The 17,284-nt window shown below is 70.6% G+C and carries 13 protein-coding genes; 8 read left to right on the top strand and 5 right to left on the bottom strand.

All coding sequences use genetic code 11. From position 1 onward, the window contains the following. The first annotated feature begins 373 nt into the window (after nt 1-373). The 3 genes from L6E12_RS13445 (at nt 374) to L6E12_RS13435 (ending at nt 2,944) form a co-directional block, all read left to right on the top strand. Nucleotides 374-1,045 carry a hypothetical protein gene (locus L6E12_RS13445; RefSeq protein ID WP_236228243.1) on the top strand — a complete coding sequence of 224 codons (672 nt, stop codon included), beginning with the start codon at nt 374-376 and terminating at the stop codon, nt 1,043-1,045. Nucleotides 1,046-1,071: 26 nt separating this feature from the next. Continuing rightward, a complete protein-coding gene (locus L6E12_RS13440) occupies nt 1,072-2,160 on the top strand; it encodes an ImmA/IrrE family metallo-endopeptidase (RefSeq protein ID WP_236228242.1) in 1,089 nt (362 codons plus the stop codon). A 574-nt stretch (nt 2,161-2,734) separates the two neighbouring features. Then, complete coding sequence (locus L6E12_RS13435) at nt 2,735-2,944, top strand: tyrosine-type recombinase/integrase (RefSeq protein ID WP_236228241.1); 210 nt, start codon at nt 2,735-2,737, stop codon at nt 2,942-2,944. A gap of 48 nt (nt 2,945-2,992) precedes the next feature. On the opposite strand, the gene ychF is transcribed toward L6E12_RS13435, so the two are convergent. Next, entirely contained in the window at nt 2,993-4,066 is a 1,074-nt protein-coding gene (gene ychF, locus L6E12_RS13430) for a redox-regulated ATPase YchF (RefSeq protein WP_236228240.1), read from the bottom strand. A 342-nt stretch (nt 4,067-4,408) separates the two neighbouring features. Between ychF and L6E12_RS13425 the strand changes: the two genes are divergently transcribed. Together L6E12_RS13425 and L6E12_RS13420 are read left to right on the top strand one after the other, a co-directional pair. Beyond that, on the top strand, nt 4,409-7,630 hold the full coding sequence (locus L6E12_RS13425) for a S8 family serine peptidase (RefSeq protein WP_236228239.1): 3,222 nt from the start codon (nt 4,409-4,411) through the stop codon (nt 7,628-7,630). A gap of 144 nt (nt 7,631-7,774) precedes the next feature. Further along, nucleotides 7,775-9,244 carry an AlkA N-terminal domain-containing protein gene (locus L6E12_RS13420; RefSeq protein WP_236228238.1) on the top strand — a complete coding sequence of 490 codons (1,470 nt, stop codon included), beginning with the start codon at nt 7,775-7,777 and terminating at the stop codon, nt 9,242-9,244. Nucleotides 9,245-9,267: 23 nt separating this feature from the next. Here L6E12_RS13420 and L6E12_RS13415 read toward each other — a convergent pair whose 3' ends face one another. Further along, on the bottom strand, nt 9,268-9,777 hold the full coding sequence (locus tag L6E12_RS13415) for a MarR family winged helix-turn-helix transcriptional regulator (protein WP_236228237.1): 510 nt from the start codon (nt 9,775-9,777) through the stop codon (nt 9,268-9,270). A gap of 149 nt (nt 9,778-9,926) precedes the next feature. Here L6E12_RS13415 and L6E12_RS13410 point away from each other — a divergent pair, with 149 nt between their 5' ends. Both L6E12_RS13410 and L6E12_RS13405 read left to right on the top strand, forming a co-directional pair. Further along, the gene (locus L6E12_RS13410; RefSeq protein WP_236228236.1) at nt 9,927-10,298 is read left to right on the top strand and encodes a DoxX family protein; all 372 of its coding nucleotides are present in this window, start codon (nt 9,927-9,929) and stop codon (nt 10,296-10,298) included. A 67-nt stretch (nt 10,299-10,365) separates the two neighbouring features. Further along, a complete protein-coding gene (locus L6E12_RS13405; protein ID WP_236228235.1) occupies nt 10,366-11,061 on the top strand; it encodes an SDR family NAD(P)-dependent oxidoreductase in 696 nt (231 codons plus the stop codon). 111 nt (nt 11,062-11,172) lie between these two features. On the opposite strand, the gene L6E12_RS13400 is transcribed toward L6E12_RS13405, so the two are convergent. From L6E12_RS13400 to rmuC, 3 genes are all read right to left on the bottom strand, one after another. Further along, nucleotides 11,173-14,130, bottom strand: coding sequence for an AAA family ATPase (locus L6E12_RS13400; RefSeq protein ID WP_236228234.1), 2,958 nt, complete (start codon nt 14,128-14,130; stop codon nt 11,173-11,175). Then, nucleotides 14,127-15,272, bottom strand: a complete 1,146-nt coding sequence (locus tag L6E12_RS13395) for an exonuclease SbcCD subunit D (protein WP_236228233.1) — start codon at nt 15,270-15,272, stop codon at nt 14,127-14,129. The genes L6E12_RS13400 and L6E12_RS13395 overlap by 4 nt, the downstream gene beginning before the upstream one ends. Nucleotides 15,273-15,476: 204 nt before the next feature. After that, a complete protein-coding gene (gene rmuC, locus L6E12_RS13390; protein WP_236228232.1) occupies nt 15,477-16,418 on the bottom strand; it encodes a DNA recombination protein RmuC in 942 nt (313 codons plus the stop codon). Nucleotides 16,419-16,689: 271 nt separating this feature from the next. Between rmuC and L6E12_RS13385 the strand changes: the two genes are divergently transcribed. Then, nucleotides 16,690-17,284, top strand: a 595-nt coding sequence (locus L6E12_RS13385; RefSeq protein WP_236228231.1) for a DUF6542 domain-containing protein, incomplete at its 3' end; no start/stop codon positions are given.

Below are 17,284 nucleotides of genomic sequence, written 5' to 3'. Positions count from 1 at the left end.
ACACTGGTATCCAGATGATGTCTCGCAGTTGCGGCCGCTTCGGTGTTCAGTGTTCGGTCAACACCGAACACTGCGATCGGGCAGGCAGAGCCGGAGTTGTGGCGTCGTATCAGACATGTAGCGGAACGGTAAGCCTCGCGGTTGACCTGCAGAAACGCCGCCGAACTGGGACGACACGGCAGATCGCACCTGCCGATGCCGGTAGGGGGTCTACACACGTCCCGCACTTCACGCCACAGGTGTCCAACCAGGACGAAGGCGCTAGGCTCGCATGGGTTGCCAACCACCCGAAAGTGTGACTCGTATCACGTGCCGCGATCGAACGGTTGTGCGACGATAGACCCGGTTTCATAGATGGCTCCTCAGATGAGGTATGGTTTCTGAAACCTACCCGGCATCTGGAGGCAAGTTGCGCAGCTTGGACCCTGAGCACTGGCAGCAGCGGCTCACGGAACTGGACGTCTCAATCGATCTGTTTGCACAGGCTCTCGACATGGCAGCGGCTGACATCCGCTCCTGCACCGAGTTCGACGCCCCTGCGATGCCTGGTTTCATGTTCTGGAGCCGCACCAACCGTTACCTGGCCGAGGCCAAGGTGCATGAGGGCTGGCGGCGCACGAACCGGGACAGCATCCTTCGGCTGGTCCATCCAAGCTCAAGCCATGCAATTACCGCAATCAGCGCCGCAGGTGGCGTGGGCGACCTAGACAAGGAAGTTCGTTCCAAGAATCCCAAAGGGGAAGCTATGGCACGACTTGTCGAAAAAAATGGTCAGATCCCGTTGATGACCGCCGATCAAGCAATCTTCGGCAAGCAGCTCGATGATATTCCTGTCTGGTTTCTTCTTTACAAGTGGCAGACTGGCACATTGCTTGCCGAACTGTCACTCCCGGTGAAAATGAATGGCAAATACGTCAACGAATGGCAGGAGCGACTCCCGCTTGCACTGCCAGACCTTCAAGATCCTGGTACGGATATCTCTCTTCTCGATGACCCGTTGGACTCCAACGAACCTGATGTGGACGTTGAATTGCTGGAGGGCTAGCACTCCGAGCCCACGAGGAGGTTTTAGTGTTCACGCCGGAGCGACTGGTTTTAGCGCGCAAACGTAGGCGAATGACCCTTGCGGCGCTCTCTAGAGCTTCCGGCGTTTCTCCTCAGAGCATCACTGCATTCGAAAATGGCAGAAAAACGCCCTCCCTAGATACTCTCAACAAGCTTTCGGAAGCGCTAAACTATCCGATTTCATTCTTGGGCGATGTAGCGATTCGAGAAATGCAACTCGAAGCAGTCAGCTTTAGGGCGCCATCCAAAATTAGCGCTTTGGAGAGAGATAGCACCCTGAGTTCTGGGACGATATCAACTACGTTTAATGACTGGATGGAGTCCAAGTTCCGGCTACCTCCCGTCAGCGTTCCAACATATCCGCATCTGCCGCCAGAGGGCGCAGCCGAGCAAGTCAGGGCTTCATGGGGCCTCGGCGAAGCGCCTGCTCCAAACATGGTGCACCTCCTAGAATCCAAGGGTGTGCGCGTGTTCTCTCTTCCGTCGGATTGTCTAGATGTCGATGCATTCTCGACGATACATAATGGAACCTACTACGTGTTTTTGAATACCCGAAAGACAGGAGAACGAGGACGTTTCGATGCCGCACATGAGCTAGGACACCTGATTCTTCATTGTGAGCACCGCGCGCCAATGGGGCGAGAGTCGGAAGCAGAAGCGAACGAATTCGCTTCTGCTTTCCTCATGCCCAGGGCTGGCCTTATAGCACAGCGGCTACATAACGCTTCGGTAGACCGAATCATCTCGGCCAAGCGCAGATGGGGCGTTTCGGCCATGGCTCTTACGTATCGAGCTAGGAGCTTGGAACTACTCTCCGAGTGGCGCTATAATCAAATAGTCAAAGAACTGTCGAGAATGGGCTATCGAAGGTCAGAACCAGGCTCAACCATGGTTCGAGAAAGCAGTAAGTTACTCGCTAAAGTTTTTGACACGTTGCGCGATCAGGGAATTTCGCCTTCAGACATTGCCGGGCAACTGAAGATTCCCGCCGAGGAGCTTAGCGAGTACGTTTTCGGGCTGATTCCAATTGTAATGGATGGTGGAGGAATCAAAACCAGCGCCGATCGCCCAAATCTGAGATTGGTTTCTAAATAAGTACTCGGCGGAACATGTGCTGATCTTTGATCCTACAAGGAGGGAGCTTCCTGCCTCGCCGCCGTCTGGGCGCCTTCGATCAGTTTGGTCATCAAGGTGCAGCCTTCTACGGACACCGGCGGCCGGACGCCGCGTGCTCTGCGCCCTGATGGCCAGACTGATAGCCCGTGTTCTGATGGCGGTGAGGCAGGCAGTCACCGACGAAACCGGCGGCCGACCGCCCTACCCTCCTCGCTGCTGACCTGCCCGCCCGGGGAGGACATTCCCTTGTCGGTGGAGTTGCTCGGCTCATGCGCTGCGGCTTCCTCGGATCGAGTCTCCTAGTTGGCGGCCTGATGCTCATCGTCTGGCACGCCTCGCCGATCGGGGCCCGCGTAGGGTCCGGCCGGAGGCCAGCAGCCCCGCGCGGGTGTGCCGACCAGAGAGAGCGCAGCATGCCAGCGGGCCGCCTTGAACCGGTAAAGAAAGTCCTTACCGGATCACCGAGTGTTTCGGCTCGGGCGAGCACCCGCCCCACCAGAACTGGATCGCCTACTGGTGGCGCAAGACCCGTGAGACGACGGGCTGCCCCGAGATGAACCTTCACGACCTGCGGCACTTCTTCGCGTCCGGGTTGATCGCGGCGGGTTGCGACGTGATGACCGTTCAGCGCGCCCTCGGCCACTCCAGCGCGACCGTTACCCTTAAGGTCTATGCCCACCTGTGGCCGGACGCGGCGGACCGAACCCGGTCGGCATCTGCGGGGCCCATAGCCAGTGTCCGCCAGGCAGTGACGAACGCCTGACGAACACGGCCCGAGAACAGTCCTCTGACCTGCGCAAACTTGCCCAGGTCAGACGTTGAAGCGGAACTCGACCACGTCGCCGTCGGACATGACGTAGTCCTTGCCCTCGATGCGGACCTTGCCCGCCGACTTGGCTGCGGCCATCGAGCCCGCCTCGATCAGGTCCTCGTAGGAGACGACCTCGGCCTTGATGAAGCCGCGTTCGAAGTCGGTGTGGATGACGCCCGCGGCCTGGGGGGCGGTGGCGCCCTGGGGGATGGTCCAGGCGCGGGATTCCTTGGGGCCCGCCGTCAGGTACGTCTGGAGGCCGAGGGTGTGGAAGCCGGCGCGGGCGAGGGCGTTGAGGCCCGGTTCGGTCTGGCCGACGGACTCCAGCAGTTCCCTGGTGGACTCCTCGTCCAGTTCCAGCAGTTCCGACTCGACCTTCGCGTCGAGGAACACCGCGTCGGCGGGGGCGACCATCCTGGCCAGTTCCGCGACCCGGTTGTCGTCGGTGAGGACCGACTCGTCGGCGTTGAAGACGTAGAGGAACGGCTTGGTGGTGAGCAGGGACAGCTCGCGCAGCAGGGTGACGTCCGTGCCCGCGGTGAAGAGGGTCTTGCCGGTGTCGAGGATGTCCTTGGCGGCGACGGCCGCGTCCAGGGTGGGGCGCGCCTCCTTGCGGGTGCGGGCCTCCTTCTCCAGGCGGGGGATGGCCTTCTCCAGGGTCTGGAGGTCGGCGAGGATCAGCTCGGTGTTGATCGTCTCGATGTCCGACAGGGGGTTCACCACCCCGTCGACGTGGACGACGTCGGGGTCGTCGAAGACGCGGATGACCTGGCAGATGGCGTTGGCCTCGCGGATGTTGGCGAGGAACTTGTTTCCCAGGCCCGCCCCCTCCGAGGCGCCCTTGACGATGCCCGCGATGTCGACGAAGGACACGACGGCGGGCACGATCTTCTCGCTGCCGAACACCTCCGCCAGCTTCTCGAGCCTGGGGTCGGGCAGCGGGACGATGCCGACGTTGGGCTCGATGGTGGCGAACGGGTAGTTCGCCGCGAGCACGTCGTTGTTCGTCAGGGCGTTGAACAGCGTGGACTTGCCGACGTTGGGCAGGCCGACGATGCCGAGGGTCAAACTCACGGGTCAGGAGTCTACGGTCCGCCCCGAACGGGCTCGCCCACCCGTCCGGGAAGCCAAATAGTTACCAACACCGTTCCCAGTTTTGGTCACGCATCGTCGCTTGGACTGGGCCGTACATCCGCAGTACAGCACCCATTCGCTTGGTAACAACCGTCTCGCTTGCGACGATGGAGCCACCCTCCGTGCGGAAACGGGTTTGACCACTCGATCGGATTAGCCCAATTGGACGCTAGTCACCGTCGATGCCGCGAACAACACTCCGTGAGCGCCCTGCTGTCGTCCGTACACCCGGTCGTGGGAGACGCGCGCCCAGCTCACCCGCTGAGGAAGAAGGAACGTGGGATGATCCAACCCGAATGGCGACGACGCCGCCGCATCGCCCTCGGCATGGCGTTCAGCACGGCGCTGGCGGGCGTCATGCTCGCCACCGGCCCGAACGCGAGCGCCGCGCCGACCACCCCGGCGCCCTCGGACGAGGGCCAGGGCATCGGCAAGCACGACCAGGAGCTGCTGAACAAGGCCCGCCAGGCGGGCGAGAAGACCGTCAAGGTCCTGATCAGCACCACCGAGGGCGGCTCCGCGGCCAAGGTCGACGAGCTGACCAGGGCGGGCGCCAAGGTCGAGTACCGCAAGGACGACATCGGCTACGTCCGCGCCGAGGTCCCGGTCGACCAGGTCAAGAAGATCGCCAAGCTGCCCGGGGTCAGCGCGCTGGACCTCGACGAGAACGTCCCGCTCCCCGACCCGCAGCCCGCGGGCGCGGTCGACCCGACGCCGCAGCCCGCCCCGGGCCCGGCGACGCCGCGGGTGAACCCGTACATGCCGACCGGTGACACGAACGCCGCGCAGTTCGTCAACGACCACCCCACCTGGGACGGTCGCGGCACGACCGTGGCCATCATCGACTCCGGTGTGGACCTCGCCCACCCGTCGCTGAACACCACCAGCACCGGGCAGCGCAAGATCACCGACTGGGTCACCTACACCGACCCCACGTTCACCGGCGGCGTCAACAACGACGACGACCCGACGTGGCTGCTGATGACCACCAAGACCACCGGTGCCGCCCAGGGCCTGCCCGGTGAGACCGGTGAGCTGCGGATCGGCACGTTCGACGAGCGCGACGCCCGCCTCGGCGGCGAGGTCGGCTCCGACGTCAACCGCGACGGCAACCCGGCCGGGTCGAAGGGCACCTTCGGCGTGCTGTGGAACCCGGCGACGAGCACCGTCTGGGTCGACACGAACCAGAACGGCACCTTCGCCGACGACAAGCCGATGACCGACTACAAGGTCAAGTACGACATCGGCCAGTTCGGCACCGACAACCCGGCCACCGCGGTCAAGGAGTCGATGCCGTTCGTGGTGCAGACCGACCCGGCCAACCAGGCCGTGAACATCGGCATCGTCTCCGGCGCGCACGGCTCGCACGTGGCGGGCATCGTCGCGGGCAACCGGCTCTTCGGCGGCACCGTGAACGGCGCGGCGCCCGGCGCCAACCTGGTCTCGGTGCGCGTCTGCCTGTTCGTCGACGGCTGCACCAACCACGCGCTGCTCGAGGGCATGATCTACGCCGCCTCGGTGGCCAACGTCGACGTCATCAACATGTCGATCGGCGGCCTGCCCGCGCTCAACGACGCCAACAACGCGCGCGCCGAGCTGTACGACCGGCTGATCAACACCTACGACGTGAACATGTTCATCTCCGCGGGCAACTCCGGCGCGGGCTCGAACACCGTCGGCGACCCGTCGGTGGCCACCGACGTCGTCTCCGTGGGCTCCTACATCACCAAGGAGACCTGGCGCAGCAACTACGGCTCGGACCTGGGCGTCTCGGAGAGCCTGCACGGCTTCTCCTCGCGCGGTCCGCGCGAGGACGGCGGGTTCAAGCCGAACGTCGTCGCCCCGGGTTCGGCGATCTCCACCGTGCCGACCTGGCAGCCGGGCCAGCCGGTGGCGGGCACCTACGAGCTGCCGCCGGGCTACGCCCAGTTCAACGGCACCTCGATGGCCTCCCCGCAGGCCGCGGGCGCGGCGACGCTGCTGGTCAGCGCCGCCAAGGCCAAGGGCGTCCCGTCCGGGGCGGCGCAGATCCGCGCCGCGTTCTACTCGACCGCCCGGTTCATCAACGGCCTCGGCGCCTACGAGCAGGGCAACGGCCTGATCGACGTCAAGAAGGCCTGGAACCTGCTCAAGAACAACCCGAGCACGGTCGACATCACCACCTCGGTGCCGGTCAACACCGCGCTGTCGGCCTTCCTCAAGACCCCGGGCGTCGGCGTCGGCATCAACGACCGCGAGGGCGTGAAGCCGGGCGACACCTACACCCGCACCTACACCCTGACCCGCACCAGCGGCCCGGCCTCGCCGGTGACCTACAAGGTCGACTGGGTGGGCAATGACGGCACCTTCAGCTCCGAGAAGAAGGTGACCCTGCCGCTCAACAGCGCGGTCAAGTTCCCGGTGACGGTCAAGGCGGGGACCGCGGGCATCCACTCCGCGATCATGAACCTGGACAGCCCGACGACCGGGGCGATCGACGGCCAGACCCTCAACACCGTCGTGGCTGCCCACGACTTCACCGCGGCCAACGGCTACACCGTGCGCAACGGCGGGCAGATCGGCCGCAACCAGTCGAAGTCGTACTTCTTCCGCGTCCCGACGGGCACCCCGGCGTTCAAGGTCGACCTGCAGGGCGGCGGGACCACCCCGGGCGCGGGCCAGATCCGCTTCCTGCGGTTCCACCCGTACGGCGTCGGCATCGAGTCCAACTCCACGCCGAACTGCTACAACCCGTCGGTCTCCGGCTGCGACGCCGGTGACCCGACCAGCCGCACGGTCAGCAACCCGCAGGCGGGTGTGTGGGAGATCGTGGTGGAGGCCCGCCGCACCTCCGACGCCGCCACCGCGCCGTTCACGCTGACCGCCTCGGTGCTCGGCGCGACCGTGTCCCCGAACCCGGACACGATCGCCTCGGCCACCAAGGGCGCGCCGGTCGCCAGGTCGTACACGCTGAAGAACCTCTTCGGCCCGTTCACCGGCAAGGCGAGCGGCACCAACCTGGGCAGCGCCAAGAAGGGCGTGCTGTCCATCGCGGACGGTGCGAGCCAGCAGTACCAGATCGCGGTGAGCCCGGGCTCCACGTCGCTGCGGGTCAAGATCGGCAACACCTCCGACGCGGGTGCCGACCTCGACCTGGCCCTATACCGCTGCGCGCCGTCGTGCGCGCTGGTGGGCCAGTCGGCCGACGGCGACTCCGAGGAGGAGGTGACCATCGCCAACCCGGCGGCGGGCACCTACGTGGCGCTGGTCGACGGCTACGCGGTGCCCGCGGGCACCACGGACTACGACTACCTCGACGTGTTCACCAACCCGGCCTTCGGGTCGGTGGCGGTCACCGACGCCAACGCCAACCGGGTCGCGGGCGCGTCCTGGACGGTGCCGGGCACGGTGACGGCGAACCTGGCCCCGGCCGCGGGCCGGGTCCTGCTGGGCAACGTCGAGGTGCGCACCGACGCCGGTGTGCTCGTCGGCTCCGGTGACGTGGTCGTGCAAGCGGTTTCGTGACCTGCCGCACCGGGTGAGCACCCGGTGACCGACGGCTGCGGGGACCTGCCCTTCCGGGCAGGTCCCCGCAGCCATTTCCACCAACCCGAGGCACATGTCTCTTTCTCGCCAGACCAGCGGGTCCGCCGCCGGCAGCATGGTCCGGTGTTGATCGACCCGGAGCTGGCCCACCGCGCCGCCGCCGTCCGCGACACGCGGTTCGACGGGCAGCTGATCCTGGCTGTCCGCACGACCGGGGTCTACTGCAGGCCCTCCTGCCCGGCGGCCACCGCCCGGCGGCGCACCGCCGAGTTCTTCCCCACCGCCGCCGCGGCCCAGCAGCAGGGCTACCGCGCCTGCCTGCGCTGCCTGCCCGACGTCGTCCCCGGCTCCCCGGAGTGGAACACCCGCGGCGACCTGGCCGGGCGGGCCATGCGGCTGATCCTCGACGGGGTCATCGAGCGGGAGGGCGTGCCGGGCCTGGCCCGGCGGGTGGGCTACTCCGAGCGGCACCTGACCAGGGTGCTCACCGCGGAGCTGGGCGCGGGCCCGCTGGCGCTGGCCAGGGCGCAGCGCGCGCACCTGGCCCGCCTGCTGATCGAGACGACCGCGCTGACGGTGTCGGACGTGGCGTTCGCCTCCGGGTTCGCCAGCGTCCGCCAGTTCAACGACACGGTCCGCTCCGTGTTCGCCGCCACCCCCTCGGAGCTGCGCACGGCCGCGAGCCGCCGGGTCGGGCGAAGACGCCACCCCGCCACCCCCGGCCGCGTCACCCTCCGCCTCCCCGTGCGGACCCCGTTCGACGCCGCGGGCATCCTGGCGTTCCTCGGCGCCCGCGCCATCCCCGGGGTCGAGAGCGCCTCCCCCGGCCGCTACGCCCGCACCCTGCGCCTGCCGCACGGCCCCGCCACCGCCCACCTGCGCCCCGCGGGCACCCACGTCGAGTGCACCCTCCGCCTGGCCGACCTGCGCGACCTGGGCACCGCCGTGGCCCGCCTCCGCCGCCTCTTCGACCTCGACGCCGACCCCACCGCCATCGACCGGGTGCTGGCGGCGGACCCGGCCCTGGCCCCGTCGGTGGCGGCCATCCCCGGCATCCGCGTCCCCGGCAGCGTGGACGGCACCGAGACGGTGCTGCGCGCCCTGCTGGGCCAGCAGCTCACGGTGTCGGCGGCCCGGGCCGCCGCGCGTCGGTTGAGCGACTCGGTGGGTGAGCCGCTGCCCGCGCAGGACGGGGAGCTGACGACGCTGTTCCCGTCGGCGGCGGCGGTGGCCGAGCGGGGGGCGGAGGTGTTGGCGGGGCCCGCTCGGCGGGTGGACACGATCCGGGCCGTGTGCGCCGCGATCGCTTCCGGGGAGCTGGAGTTGCACGTGGGGGTGGACCCGGAGACGCTGCGGTCCCGGTTGCAGTCCTACCCGGGGATCGGGCCGTCGACTGCCGGGTACGTGGTGATGCGGTTGCTCGGGGAGCCGGACATCCTGCCGCCCAACGACATCGCGGTGCGAACGGGCACGGGTGCCCTTGTGCCCGCACTGGACGATTCCGGGGATCGCGGGCGGTTGTGGAGTCCGTGGCGGTCGTACGCCGGGATGCACCTGTGGCGGGCTTCGGCCCGGTCGGCGCCCGAGCCCTAGCCCGTCACCGATCCGGTAGAGCGCTACCGGCAGTCGGCGGCCGGGTCGATTTCCAGCAGGCGGGCTGTCCGTGCGACCCGCTCCAACAACTGCCGCAACTGCTGCTCTTCTGCGGGGTCCAGGTCTCCCAGCAGTCGTGCCTCGGCCATGCCCAGGCGCGCACGGGCCTCGTCCAGCGCCCGGGTGCCCTTTTCGGTGATGAGCACCCGACGCGCCCGGCGATCGACGGGATCCGGCTGCCGGGTGAGCAGCCCCTCGGCTTCCAGGTCGTCGAGCAGGTACGTCATCACGGTCTTGTTCAGCGCCAACTGCTGGGCGATCGCGAGCTGGGAGCGGGGCGGCCCCGACACGACCGCCATCAGCACCAGGTAACCCCGGGGGCCGCCGGGCAAGGCGGCGACCGAGCCGGTCGCGATCCGGCGGAACGCGCCGGACACCAGCCTGATCGCCCAGCCCAGGTCGCTGTCCAGGCCGATGGACTCGACACCTGGGTCGTCAGCCGGGGGTTCGGGCGCGGGTGCGCTGGACGTCATCACCCGACGATACGTGCACACGAAGATGACCTGCAAGACAGACGACACACTTGACAGATAGTCTTGTCAGCAGACTATCTTGGAGCAGTACCGATTGTCCGGTCCTGTCCTGGGCTCCCGGCAGTCCGACGTCCGAAATCGAGGAATGCATGAACACCGTTCTCTGGGCGATCGCGGGCCTGGTCGCCGCGGGCTTCCTGTTCTCCGGGATGTTCAAGCTCGTGCAGTCGCACGAGGAGTACACCGCTTCGCAGCCCTGGGCCGAGACCGCGCCGCGCTGGGCGCCCAAGGCGATCGGCGCGCTGGAGGTGGTGGGCGCCATCGGCTTGATCCTGCCCGCCGTCGTCGGCGTCGCACCCGTTCTGGTCCCCCTCGCCGCGACCGGGCTGGCGCTGGTGATGGTCGGCGCCGTGGTGCTGCACCTGCGGCGCGGTGAGTTCTCGGCACTGGCGCCGAGCGGGGTGCTGCTTGCCCTGGCCGTGGTGGTGGCGTGGGGCAGGTTCGGGCCGTACGCGTTCTGATCCACGTGCGGCACGTGCTCCCCGCACCGCGCACGCTTCTGTTGCGCGGCAACGAAAGGAATGATCGATGTCCATCGCTCTCGTGACCGGGGCCAACCGCGGCCTCGGCTTGGAAACGGCCAGGCAGCTCGTCGCCGCGGGTTTCGACGTCTACACCGCTGCTCGTGACGGAGGCAAAGCCGCTCGCGCGGCGGAGGAGCTGGGTGCGCGACCGCTCACCCTCGACGTCACCGATGACGACTCGGTGGCGGCGGCGGCCGCGCTCGTCGAACGCGAACACGGCCACCTGGACGTGCTCGTGAACAACGCGGCCGTCCGGTCCGAGCTGAAGCCCGCCGCCGACGTGGGGGCCGCCGAAGCGCTTGCGGTCTTCGACACCAACGTCATCGGCGTGATCCGGGTCATGCACGCGTTCCTGCCCCTGCTCAAGCAGTCCGGGCGCGGCGTGGTCGTCAACGTCGGCAGCGGCACCGGTTCGTTCGGTCGCGTCCACGACCCGGCGCGGGTGGAGTCCCGGCTCGTCGAAATCCCCTACACCGCGTCGAAAGCGGCGCTCGCGATGCTGACCGTCCAGTACGCCAAGGCGCACCCGGGCCTCCGGATCAACGTCGTCGACCCCGGTCGCACCGCGACCGGGATGAACTCGCTCCCCGGTGTGCAGCCCGTCGAGGCCGGTGCCGCCCCGATCGTGCGGGCCGCGAGGTTCACCCCCGAGGACCCCACCGGTGGCTTCTTCGACGCGGCGGGCGCTTCCCCGTGGTGACCCCCGGCTGCGCCGCGACCACAGGTGGTGCCCGCTCGGCCCCGGTTCCGGTGCGATGACCCGAGGTGGGCTCACGGTCCGCACGACGGGGGTCGCACTGGCCGCAGGACGTCAGCCGGTCACCTGGATGGTGGAGCCGGTGCGGGCCTTGGCCACGCGGAGGCGGACGGGGATGCGCTGGCGGAGTTCCTCGACGTGGGAGACCAGGCCGACGACCCGACCGCCGGAGCGGAGGTCGTCGAGGATGGCCATGACGTCGTCGAGGGTGTTGGCGTCGAGGGTGCCGAAGCCCTCGTCGACGAAGAGGGTGTCGAGGAGGGCCCCACCGGATTCGGCGGCGACCACGTCGGCCAGGCCGAGGGCCAGGGCGAGGGAGGCGATGAACGACTCGCCGCCGGAGAGGGTCTTGGCGGGGCGGACTCGGCCGGAGTAGTCGTCGAGCACGTCGAGGCCCAAGCCGCCGCGGGTGCCGTGCCTGCCCGCCGCCGCCGAGTGCCGGAAGGAGTAGCGGCCCTGGCTCATCTCGCGGAGGCGGGCGGAGGCCGACAGGGCCACCTCCTCCAGGCGGGCCGCGAGGACGTAGGAGCGCAGCGACATCTTCGCGGCGTTCTGGCCGCGGCCGTTGACCACGTCGGTCAGGGCGTCCAGTTCGGCGAAGGACGCTTCCACCGGGGCCAGGGCCGTCCACGCCGCGCGCAGGCGCTTGCCCAGGTCGCGGACGTCGACGAAGCGGGCGTGCGCCTGCTGGGCCGACGCGTACGCCTGCTGGGCGTCGGCGCGGGCGACGGTGGCGGCCTCCACCAGTGGGCCCAGGTCGACCGCCGTGTCCGGGAGGACGCCGAACAGGTCCGGGTCCGCCAGGGTGGCCCGGTGCTGCTTCTCCGCGGCGGCCGCGTCGGCGAGCCTGCCCCGGAGCTTGTCGACGACGGTGTCCTCGCGGGCCGCGCCCAGCGCCTCGGCCGGTGAACCGAACCCGGCGAGGGCGACCGCGTCCCGCACCGCGCGCTCCTGCTCGACCACCCGCTCCCGGGCCGCCGCCAGCGCGGCGCACGCGTCCGCCAGTCGGTCCACCAGCGCGACCCGGCGCTGCACGTCGGCCACCCGGTCGGCGACGGTGGCGAACGACCCGCGCGCCTGCTCCACGGTGGACCGGCGTTGCGCGATCACCGCCACCAGTTGCACCCGGGTGGACCCCAGCGACGCCAGGGTGCGGTCCAGTTCGTCGCGCCGCGCCCGCAGACCCTCCGCGTCCTGCTCGACGCCCTGGAGTTCCTTCTCCAGCACCTCGAACCGGGCCGCGGACTCGCGGGCCGCCTCGAACCGGGTGCCGACCGCGGCCGACTCGGCGTCGAGGTCGACCCCCGCCCACGGGGTGAGCCGCGCCAGCAGGGCGTCGACCGCCGCCTGGGCCGCGACGACCCGTTCCCGCCCGCGTTCCCTGGCCCGCAGCGCCTCCTGCTCGACCTCCTGCGCGGCCCGCTCGTCGGCGGCGGTGGCCACGACGTCCGACGGGTGCGCGGGCACCGGGTGCGCGTCGGACCCGCAGACCGGGCACGCCTGCCCGTCGGCCAGCCCGGCGGCCAGTTCCGCCGCCATCCCGTCCAACCGCGCCTGCCGCAGCACCTGCACCCGCTCGCGGGCGTCCTGGTGGGCGTCGACGGCGTCGCGGTCGTGCTCCCGGGCGTCCTCCAGGGCCGCGCGGGCGCGCGGCAGCCCGTCCCGGTCGCGCGCGGCGGCGGCCAGTTCGTCGCGCCGCGCCCGCAGCCCGTCCACCGCGGCCCTGGCCGCGGTCGCCTCCGCCAACGCCTCCCGCGCCGCCGCGATCCGCTCGGGGAACCCGGCGAGCCGCGAGTCCACGCGGACCCGTTCGTCCTCCGCCGCCTCGACCTGCTTCAGCAGCGCGGACAGCCGTTCCTCGTCCTGCTCCTGCCGGTCCGCCTCGGCGACCAATCCGCCCAGCGCCCCGGCTTCCTCGCGCAGCCCACCGGCCAGCGCCCGCAGTTCCGCGACGTCCGACGACACCGAGAGCCCGTGCCGCGCCGCCTCGTCCGCGCACTCCTCGACAGCGGCCTCCGCGGCCTCGACGGCCCGCCGGACCCGCCGCGACTGCTCCTCCGCGGCCACCACCGGCTGTGCCCGCCTGGCGTCGTCCAGCTCCGCGCGCCACGCCGCCCTGGCCCCGGCCTGCGCGGCCAGCTCCGCCAGCTCGTCGGTGGCCCGGCGGACCCGCCGCACCTTCTCCTCCAGCGACTTCCCCCGGGCCAGCGCCTCCTCGGCCGCGGCCCGCACGGCGGCGGTCTGCTCCACCGCCGCCGAGGTCTCCCGGTCCAGGACCGCCGCGGCCGAGACGACCCCGTCCAGCCACTCGACGCCCGGCTCCTCCGGCGGTTCGCCCCCGGCGGCCTGCGCGAAGCGGGCCAGCAGCTCACCGGCGCCGACCCTGGCCTGGTCCAGCTCGCGGCGCCGCTCCTGGCGGCGGTCGCGGAACCAGCGCTCGACGCGCTCGAAGTTCTGCGTGCCGAACAGCTTCTCCAGCAGCGTCTCGCGCTCGTCGGTGCTCGACCGCAGGAACCGGGCGAAGTCGCCCTGCGGCAGCAGGACCACCTGGAAGAACTGGTCCTTGGTCATGCCCAGGAGCCGCTCCACGGTGTCGGCGACCTCGTCGATGCGGGTGATGCCGTCCGGGGCGTGCCCGGCGGGGGCGGCGCCGACCCAGCTCAGCGACACCTTGGCGTTCTGCGTGGTGACGCCCGCGCCGCGTTTCTTGGGGCGCTCGTACTCCGGGGAGCGCACGATCCGCAGCCGGTGCGACTGCACGGTGAGGTCGAGGGCGACCTGGGTGTGCAGGTCGGCGTGGGCGTAGTCGCAGCGCAGCCGCTTGGTCTCGCCGCGCATCCCGGGCACCGAGCCGAACAGCGCGAACGCCACCGCGTCGAGCAGCGTGGTCTTGCCCGCGCCGGTGTCGCCGTGCAGCAGGAACAGGCCCTCGGCGCCGAGCGCGTCGAAGTCGACCTCCTCGGTGCCCGCGTACGGGCCGAACGCCGACAGCTCCAACCGGTGCAGCCTCACTGGCGACCCTCCGCGGCCACGGCGGCCAGCGCCTCGCGCAACAACGCCTCCTCGGTCTCGGTCGGTTCGCTGCCACGCACATCGGTGACGAAGCAGCAGGCGACCTCCTCGTCCGGCTTGCCGCGCACGGCCTCGCGGTAGCGCAGCTCCGCCGTCCCGCCCTCCGGGTTCCACTCCAGGTGCGCCGCGTGCGGGAACCGCTCCCGCAACCGGCGCATGGCGTCCAGCGGCCGGACCCGGTCGGTCAGCTCCACGCTGAGGAACTTGTCCACCAGCGGCTCGTGCACCGGGTCCACCAGCAGGTCCTCCAGTTCCCCGCGCACCGAGGCCAGCTCGCGCGGCACCGGCAGCTCGCGCCGCTGCACGCCGAGCAGCCCGCCCGCGTCGAACTCCACCAGCCACACCGACTTGCGCTGCCGGGCCTCGGAGAACGAGTACGCCAGCGGGCTGCCCGAGTAGCGCATGTTCTCCGCGAGCACCTGCGGGCCGTGCAGGTGCCCGAGCGCCACGTAGTCCACGCCGTCGAAGGTCGAGGCGGGCACGTGCGGCACCCCGCCGACGGCGATGGTCCGCTCGGAGTCGCTGACCTCGCCCCCGGTCACGAAGGCGTGCGCCAGGACCACCGACCGCGTGCCCTCCGGCCGCCCGGCCAAGTCGTCGCGCACCCGGCGCATCGCCTCGCCGAGCACGCCGCTGTGCCCGCGCAGCTCCGGCCTGCCCAGGGCGTGCCGGGCGGGTTCGGGTTCGAGGTAGGGGATGCCGTAGAGGGCGACCGGGCCGTGCGCGTCGGCCAGCAGCACCGGCCGGTGCAGGTCGGCGGCGGTGGTGCGCAGGTGCAGCCCGCCCGCCTCGGCGAACCCGGCGAACGCGCCCAGCCGCGCGGCCGAGTCGTGGTTGCCCGGGGTGACCACGATCCGCGCGCCCGCCTCGGCGAGCCTGCCCAGCACCCGCGTGCAGGTGGCCACCGCCTCGGCGGAGGGCACCGCGCGGTCGTAGAGGTCGCCGGACACCACGACCACGTCGACGCGCTCGTCGGTGACCAGGTCGGCGAGGCCGCCGAGCACGGTCTCCTGTTCGGCGAGCAGGTCGCGGCCGTGGAACGTGCGCCCGACGTGCCAGTCGGACGTGTGCAGCACGCGCATGACCGACCACAGTAGGACGTCGGCGCTCCCGGCCGGGGCAGACACGCCGACCGAACGCGCGTTCGACCCGCACCCCACCGCGGCGGGCGGTGCCCGCGCCCGCCCGCGAGGCCCGGGTGGTGGCGGGGGTGCGCAGGGCGCGGGGCGGATCGAATTCCGGTACACCCGTTCGGGGTGGTCCGCGCCGTCGCAGGTCACCGGGTGTCAGTCGTCCGCGGACCCGTCCACCTCGAACAGCCCGTTGGGCTCGTCCACCCGGCGGATGGCGGGCAGCGGCGTCGGGCTGCCCGCCGCGTCGGTCAGCGGCGCCACCGCGCCCCGGAACTGCTCCAGGGCGTCCAGCTCCCGCCGCCGGGCGGAGATGAACCGCTGCAGGTGCGTGCTCGACAGGTTCACCGCGTCCAGCGCGCCCGCGGCGGCCCGGTGCGCCGCGGCCGACTGCGCGCGGACGGCGGCGACGTCGGCGGCGATCGTGCGCTCGGTCGCGGCGAACAGCGCGGCGGAGGCGATGACGGCGAACCCGGTGGGCCCGCACAGGAACACGCGCCGGTCCATCAGCCAGCGCAGCAGCTCCGGGTCGGCGTCCAGGGCGGCCACGACGGCGGCGTCGGACGGGACGAACATGATCGTCCCGTAGATGGCGTCCGCCCAGCGCTGGTAGCCCTTGCCCGCCAGGTCGACCGCCCGGGAGCGGATGTTGCGCACGTGCACCCGCAGCGCGTCCAGCCGCTCCTCGGCGTCGTCGGTCTCCACCGCCTCGACCCAGGTGGCCATGCTCATCTTCGCGTCGACCGGGACGCGGCGGCCGTCGCCGACGAGCAGCAGCAGGTCCGGCCGGGCCGCGCCGCCGCCCGCCACGTCGGTCTGCACCGAGAAGTGCAGCCCCTCGCGCATCCCCAGCGCCCGCGCGGTCTCCACCAGCACCTGCTCGCCCAGCTCACCGCGGCCGCTGATGGAGGCGAACGCGACCTCGTAGCGGCGCAGCGCGCCCTGGTGGGCGTCGGAGCGGGCCCGCTCGGCGGCCACCTCGGCGCGGAAGGCGTCCGCCCGGCGGTTGCTGTCGTCGTACAGGCGCCGGAACACCACGAGGGCGGCGGCCAGCAGCAGCGCCAGCACAGCGGTCAGGGTGCCGAACACGGCGGTCACAGTCGGTCTCCTCGGGAGGTCGGCGGAACGATCATTAGCCCACACCCGCGGCTCCCCGACCGGGAGCGACCCGGGCACCCATCGGGTCGGACGACTGGTCATTCCAGGCGCCGAACGGTCCACGACGCGGGCGAATGGCCGAACCGAACCCCGGAAACGGACACGGATCCGCCCGAACTTGTGACCCGGACCACCGAATCGGGTGGGTCGGGCGCCGCGTTCGCCCCGATCTTCGCGGTCTCCTTACCCCGACGGACTAACGTGTACCGGCGTGACCGCGACTCGCGATCGCCAAAGCGATCTGGACGATGACCGCGCCGGGCCCGCGTGGGACGAGCGCCCCCTGTTCGGCGCCTCCCGGGGCCTGCCGTGGTGGGGCGCGGTGCTGCTGGCGCTCGTCCTGTCCGCGGTCGCGGCCGTGGTCGACATGCAGCGGCAGGGGACCCTCGGCGGCATCTACCAGGGCGCGTTCGTCCTGGGCTGCGTCGCCGCGGTGTGCCTGGTGCGCAGGCGCAACCTGTTCGGCCCGATGGTGCAGCCGCCACTGGTGTTCGCGGCGACCGCGGCGGGCGCGCTGATCGCGCTGAGCCCGGACGAGGGGAGCGGCCGCAAGCAGTTGCTCATCTCGGTGGCGTTCCCGCTGACCAGCAACTTCCCCACCATGGCCATCACCACGGCGATCTGCGTGGCGATCGGGGTGGCCCGGTTGTTCCTGCAGCGCGACCCCGCCGGGGAGACCGGGGACCGGGGCACAGGCGACGCGCCGCCGCGCGAGCGCAAGCCGCGCCGGGAGCCCCGCGAGCCCCGGGAGCGCCGCCCCCGCCCGGCGCGCGAGGAGGCCAAGCGCGAGCCGCGCCCCGGCCGCG

Origin of the sequence: Actinokineospora sp. PR83 (genome assembly GCF_021056305.1) — a bacterium.
Taxonomy (GTDB): domain Bacteria; phylum Actinomycetota; class Actinomycetes; order Mycobacteriales; family Pseudonocardiaceae; genus Actinokineospora; species Actinokineospora spheciospongiae.
Note: the sequence above shows the minus strand (reverse complement) of the source record. Positions and strands in the feature narration are given on the sequence as shown.

Coding starts and splice junctions, on each gene's coding strand:
- L6E12_RS13445 (WP_236228243.1), top strand. CDS start 374: ATGGTTTCTGAAACCTACCCGGCATCTGGAGGCAAGTTGCGCAGCTTG.
- L6E12_RS13435 (WP_236228241.1), top strand. CDS start 2,735: ATGAACCTTCACGACCTGCGGCACTTCTTCGCGTCCGGGTTGATCGCG.
- L6E12_RS13425 (WP_236228239.1), top strand. CDS start 4,409: ATGATCCAACCCGAATGGCGACGACGCCGCCGCATCGCCCTCGGCATG.
- L6E12_RS13415 (WP_236228237.1), bottom strand. CDS start 9,777: ATGACGTCCAGCGCACCCGCGCCCGAACCCCCGGCTGACGACCCAGGT.
- L6E12_RS13410 (WP_236228236.1), top strand. CDS start 9,927: ATGAACACCGTTCTCTGGGCGATCGCGGGCCTGGTCGCCGCGGGCTTC.
- L6E12_RS13405 (WP_236228235.1), top strand. CDS start 10,366: ATGTCCATCGCTCTCGTGACCGGGGCCAACCGCGGCCTCGGCTTGGAA.
- L6E12_RS13395 (WP_236228233.1), bottom strand. CDS start 15,272: ATGCGCGTGCTGCACACGTCCGACTGGCACGTCGGGCGCACGTTCCAC.